Origin of the sequence: Nostocoides australiense Ben110 (genome assembly GCF_001050535.1) — a bacterium.
In the GTDB taxonomy this organism is placed as follows: domain Bacteria; phylum Actinomycetota; class Actinomycetes; order Actinomycetales; family Dermatophilaceae; genus Nostocoides_A; species Nostocoides_A australiense.
In genome coordinates this window covers 2,219,610-2,225,359 of record NZ_HG764815.1, presented here as the reverse complement: position 1 = coordinate 2,225,359, position 5,750 = coordinate 2,219,610, and the positions used below count along the sequence as shown (strand labels likewise).

The 5,750-nt window shown below is 68.1% G+C and carries 4 protein-coding genes; 1 reads left to right on the top strand and 3 read right to left on the bottom strand.

Annotated elements, in window-relative coordinates; genetic code table 11:
• Positions 1–63: 63 nt before the first annotated feature.
• Together BN11_RS10750 and BN11_RS21290 are read right to left on the bottom strand one after the other, a co-directional pair.
• Entirely contained in the window at positions 64–2,532 is a 2,469-nt protein-coding gene (locus BN11_RS10750) for a phosphoketolase family protein (protein ID WP_048697502.1), read from the bottom strand.
• 1,103 nt (positions 2,533–3,635) lie between these two features.
• Entirely contained in the window at positions 3,636–4,190 is a 555-nt protein-coding gene (locus BN11_RS21290; protein WP_053084068.1) for an alpha/beta hydrolase, read from the bottom strand.
• A gap of 160 nt (positions 4,191–4,350) precedes the next feature.
• Here BN11_RS21290 and BN11_RS10735 point away from each other — a divergent pair, with 160 nt between their 5' ends.
• Complete coding sequence (locus BN11_RS10735) at positions 4,351–5,244, top strand: Fpg/Nei family DNA glycosylase (protein WP_235435436.1); 894 nt, start codon at positions 4,351–4,353, stop codon at positions 5,242–5,244.
• A gap of 27 nt (positions 5,245–5,271) precedes the next feature.
• Here the strand turns inward: BN11_RS10735 and BN11_RS10730 are convergent.
• Positions 5,272–5,750: transposase (locus tag BN11_RS10730; protein ID WP_048695333.1), on the bottom strand; the 479-nt coding region annotated here is incomplete at its 5' end.

Sequence of the window (5,750 nt, the reverse complement as noted above, 5' to 3'; positions counted from 1 at the left end):
TCCGGGTATGCCGCGGCGAGCCTCGAGGCGCGGGCGGACCGGTGCCGGCGGGACCGGGTGCCGTCAGGCGTTGTCCCCGCCGGTTTCCAGGGCTGCATCCACCTGACCGCGGTCGGCCATGTCGCCCGCGTCGCCCCACTGCCACTCGCGCACCTCGGGCAGGTCCTCGCCGTGCTCGTAGGCATAGGCCCGAGCAATCGTGCGCTTGTCGACCATGTACTGGCGCAGGTTCGCATAGCGCGCACCCAGCGACGGCACCCGGTCGATGACGTCCATCACGAGGTGGAAACGGTCGAGGTCGTTGCGCATGAGCATGTCGAAGGGCGTCGTCGTCGTGCCCTCCTCCTTGAACCCGCGCACGTGGAAGTGGGAGTCGACGTCGTGCCTGTAGGCCAGCCGGTGGATGAGCCACGGGTAGCCGTGATAGGCGAAGATCACCGGGCGGTCGCTGGTGAAGTAGTTGTCGAACTCGCGCGCCGACAGGCCGTGCGGGTGCTCCCGCTCGTCCTGCAACCGCATCAGGTCGACGACGTTGACGACGCGGACCTTCAACTCCGGGACCGCTTCTCGCAGGATCTGGGCCGCAGCGAGCACCTCGATCGTCGGGATGTCGCCGGCGCAGCCGAGCACGACATCGGGGTGATCGCCGTCGTCCTCCGTGCCCGCCCAGTGCCAGATGCCGATGCCGCGGGTACAGTGCTTGACGGCCTCTTCTATGTTGAGCCAGTTGGGATTCGGCTGCTTGCCGGCGACGACGACGTTGACATACTGCCGAGATCGCAGGCAGTGGTCGAAGGTCGACAGCAAGGTGTTGGTGTCCGGCGGCAGATAGACCCGGATGATCTCGGCCTTCTTGTTGACCACGTGATCGATGAATCCCGGGTCCTGGTGGGAGAACCCGTTGTGGTCCTGCCGCCACACGTGCGAGCTGAGCAGATAGTTCAAGGACGCGACGGGGCGCCGCCAGCCGATGTGGTTGGTGACCTTGAGCCACTTGGCGTGCTGATTGAACATCGAGTCGACGATGTGGATGAACGCTTCGTACGAACTCATCAGCCCGTGCCTGCCGGTGAGCAGATAGCCCTCGAGCCAGCCCTGGCACTGGTGCTCGGAGAGCATCTCCATCACCCGGCCCTCGGGGGCGAGGTGGTCGTCCTCCGCGTCCGTCGGCAGGTAGTCGGCGTTCCACTGCTTCGACGTGACCTCGTAGACGTCCTGCAGCCGGTTGGAGGCGGTCTCGTCCGGTCCGAAGATGCGGAAGTTGTCCGGATTGGCCTTGACCACATCGCGCAGCCAGCTGCCGAGCACGCGGGTCGACTCGTTGATCGAGCCACCCGGGTGGGGGACGTCCACCGCATACTGCCGGAAGTCCGGAAGGGCGAGGTCCTTCAGGACCGCGCCCCCGTTGGTGATCGGGTTGGCGCTCATCCGCTTGGTGCCCTCGGGGGCGAGCGCGGCGATCTCGGGCTTGAGGGCACCGTCGTCGGTGAAGAGTTCCTCGGGCCGGTATGACGTGAGCCAGTCCTCGAGGTCCTGCAGGTGTTCGTCGGTGTCGCGGGCGCTGGCCAGGGGCACCTGGTGGCTGCGCCAGGAGTCTTCGGTGCGCTTGCCGTCGATGGTCTTCGGGCCGGTCCAGCCCTTGGGGGTCCGGAAGACGATCATCGGCCAGGCCGGACGGGGCTGGTCCGTGCCCTCCGGCCGGGACTTGATCTCGGCGATCATGTCGAGCGCCTCATCGAGGATGCCGGCGAAGCGCAGGTGGCAGGCGATGTGGTCCTCGTCGTCGAAGCCGCCGGTGAAGAAGAGCGGCGTATGCCCGTAGCCGCGCATGAGCGCGCCGAGCTCCTCTTCCGGAATACGCGCCAGCACAGTGGGATTGGCGATCTTGTAGCCGTTGAGGTGCAGCACCGGCAGGACGACGCCGTCGGTCTGGGTGTTGACGAACTTGTTGGAGTGCCAACTCGTCGCGAGCGGCCCGGTCTCCGCCTCGCCGTCGCCGACCACCGCGAAAGCCAGCTGGGTCGGGTTGTCGAAGATAGCCCCATACGCATGCGAGAGCGCGTAGCCGAGTTCACCGCCCTCGTGGATCGAGCCGGGGGTCTCGGGGGCGACGTGCGAGGGTATGCCGCCGGGGAAGGAGAACTGCTTGAAGAGCCGTTGAACGCCGTCGACGGTCGGGGGGATGTCCGGGTAGGTCTCGGTGTAGGTGCCCTCGAGGTAGCTGGCGGCGACCAGGCCCGGGCCGCCGTGCCCGGGCCCGGTGATATAGAGGGCGTCCAGGCCGCGCTGCTTGATCGCGCGGTTGAAGTGCGCATAGAGGAAGGTCAGGCCGGGCGTGGTCCCCCAGTGGCCGAGCAGCCGCGGCTTGACGTGATCGCGGGTCAGCGGCTCGCGCAGCAGCGGATTGTCCAGCAGGTAGATCTGGCCGACGGACAGATAGTTGGCCGCCCGCCACCAGGCATCAAGCAGCCGGGCTTCGTCCTCGGTCATCGGGCTGCTCGCGCCGTTGGGCCAGCTGCTCGGTTCGGTCATCAGTCCTCCTGGGTCGAGTGAAAGGAATCCCGTCCATTCTCGCCCGAGCGGCCGCCGCACGGGACGCGGGGTTGATGAACACTTGGATTTCGGGTGCTCCCCGCCCGACGTGGCCCGCTGCGTCCGCGCGCACCGTCGCCGCGGATCATGCGGCGGACATGCCCCGCTACCGTCGATACCGCAACCATGAAGACGGTCGTCCAGGAGTGCTCTGTCCGAGATCCGCTATGCCGTCGCCGACGCCGTCGCGACGATTACCCTTAACGCGCCGGAGCGTCGCAATGCCTTGTCCGTCGAGTCGGCATACCGACCAGCGCCGCCGTCCGCGTGCCGCGGTCGACGCGGGCCTCGACCTGGCGCTCGCCGCCGACCTGCGGATCGTGTCCACGACGGCAAAGCTCATCCCCGGCCCCAGATCGGCATGCACCCGGGCGGCGGCCACTTCACGCTGCGGAACCGAGCCGCGGGTCGGGAGGCCGCCTCCGGACTTGCCCTGTTCGGCGACACCATCACCGGGGAGCGGGCGGCGGCGATCGGGATGGCCTGGGAGGCGCTGCCGGACGCCGACGTGGGGCCCGGGCCCACGAACTGGCGGCCCAGGTCGCCAAGGATCCCGCTCTCGCCCGGCGCCTCGTTCGCACGTTTCGTCTCGAGACCGCTCCGGGCGGTATGCCGTGGGATGCGGCCGTGGAGGTCGAGCGAGCGCCGCATGTGGTCGTTGCGCCGCAAGCACGGACCAGCATCCACGAGCGCGTGACGGCCGGTCGAGGGCTACGGCGCCCATGTCGGCCGAGACGCAACGCCATGCTGGAAATGCGCTCGGCCAGCACATCGGCCATGCCCCGAACACCCTTGATCTGCCGGTCCAGCATCTCGTGGACCCCGATGAACCCTGGGCCCACGAAATTTCAGTGGCCTTGCTTGGGCGCTAAGGCGAGGTCGTTGAGCGCACGCGGGCGCACCTGCAGCTGGGCTGCCACCTGGTGCCCCACCGAAAGTGTCCGGCCGGGGACGGTGATCGGCGCGTCCGCCTCGGACGACACAGCGGTGGTGGATCAGTTGGCCTTGCGGGTGGCGCGCTGCGTGGTTGCCATCGCCGCAGGCTATGGCCCGAGCGGACGCTCGAACGGGAAATCGGTGGGTCCATTCGGGTTTGCCATGTGGGGGAGAAGAATGGCAATCGCTTCGTCCGCCACGGCGCGATGCCACTGGCCCGGTCTCTGCACCATGGCATGGCCCGCTCCGGCCATCTGCTGAAAGCGGGCGGAGACGCCCGCTGCCACGAGCCGCCGGACGTATGCCGCGGACCGGGCCGGATCGGTGACGCGATCGCGGTCGCCGTGCAGGATGGTGACCCGAGAACCGCGCAGGTGCTCGACCGGTTCGCTGCCAGACAGCCACGGGGCAAGCGCGATGATGCCGCCGCAGTCAGCCCCGGCTGCCAGGGCCACGTGCCCCCCCGACGAGTGCCCGGCAAGGACGATCTGCGCGCGTGGGAGATCGAGGCCGCTCAAGAAGTCGTCCAGGGCTGCTCGGCCCTGGCCACGGGGCCAGCCACCAGCCGGATTGTGGATCTGGGCGACCGTGATCGACCGATGGCTTCGGCGACGGACCTCGAGCGCGAAGGGAGTCATCCGCAGGAAGCGCAGGTCGGCCATGGCCGAGGTGCTGGGTCGCCGGCCGGTTCCACCGTGCAGGAGCACGAGGACCGGCGCCGAGCCATCTCTTGTCCCAAACCAGCGCACGCCCAGGCTCATGAGGTCTCCGGCTTCACCGACGCACGGTATCCCGGATGATGGGGGAGTTATCCGATGCGTCGTGGAGACGTGTTGCGCGACGAAGGGTGGCACGAGCAAGGTGGCGGAAGGGCATACGATCCACGCCCTGGCGGCCCGCCTCAACACGGCGTTCGCCGGACAGCCGGTCCGCGTGAGTTCACCGCAGCACACCTTCGCCGCGGAAGCCGGGCGGCTGAACGGGCACGAGATGCGCCAGGCGAGCGCTCACGGCAAGAACCTCCTGGTGGCTTTTGCCGACGCACCGACTCTGCACGTGCATCTGGGCATGTTCGGGTCCTTCTCGGTCCGTGCTCACAAGCGGGCGATCAGGGACGGATGGTTGCGCACCGAACCGCCCGCGTCGGGTTCCGAGCGGTTGCGCCTCCTGACGCTGACGCACCTCGGCGACCTGCGCCGGCCGATGCAGTGCCGCCTCCTCGACGACGACGGCGTTGCCGCTCTGCTTGACCGCCTTGGCCCGGATCCCCTGGCCCCGGAGCAGGATCCGGACGCCGCCGTGCGTGTGCTGCATCGCTCCCGTCGTGAGATCGGGCTGCTGCTGGTGGACCAGTCGGTCGTCGCGGGCATCGGGAACGTCTATCGCGCCGAACTGCTCTTCCGGGCCGGGCTGTCGCCGTGGTTGCCGGGGTCCGCAGTCGACCTCAACCTCCTACGCACCCTGTGGTCCGACGCCACCTACCTGATGTCGATCGGGACCGCGGCGGGGTGGATCATCACCGACACCCGCCAGGTCGAACAAGCCGCCCCTTATCTGGATCGAGGCGAACGGGTCCCGAGGTGGCCCAAGGTGTATGCGGTCTACGGCCGCGCCGGCCAGCCCTGCCGACGCTGCGGCACACCGATCGATTCTGCAGCGCAGGGTCGGCAACGCATTTTCTGGTGTCCTCGCTGCCAGCCTTTCGTCGATGATTAGCGACTAGACGACTGATTCCAAGGGGTGTCAGTGGTCATAGGCGGTTAGGGATCGTAGGACGGGTTGGCTGGTGTGGTCGTTGTGCCAGATGGCGGTGGTCAGGGCCAGGAGTCGTTGGAGGACGCGGACGATGACGCCGGCTTGGGTTCGTCCGCCGTGGCGTTCGAGGCTGAGCTGGCCCTTGAGGGTGTCGAACACCGATTCGATGGTTTGCCGTAGGGGTTTGAAGAACTGGGCGCCTGGTCGGGGGTTCTCCCCGGTCCGGGCTTTGCGCAACAACGTGAATCCGGTTGCGGCCAGGGTGGATTCGAACTCGCGACCGTAGTAGTTCTTGTCCGCGATGAGGGTCCGGCCGCCGCCGGCCAGAGCTGGGGTGGTGGCGATCAGGTCGGTCAGAACGGTTCGTTCGTCGGCCTTGGCTCCGGTCAACGCGAACGCGACGGGCAGCCCGTGCAGGGTGGTCACCAGGTGCAGCCGGAGCCCCCAGAAGTAGCGCGAGTGGCTGG

Excerpts from the sequence above, each read along its gene's own strand:
- BN11_RS10750 (WP_048697502.1), bottom strand. The coding sequence starts at position 2,532 with ATGACCGAACCGAGCAGCTGGCCCAACGGCGCGAGCAGCCCGATGACC.
- BN11_RS21290 (WP_053084068.1), bottom strand. The coding sequence starts at position 4,190 with ATGGCCGACCTGCGCTTCCTGCGGATGACTCCCTTCGCGCTCGAGGTC.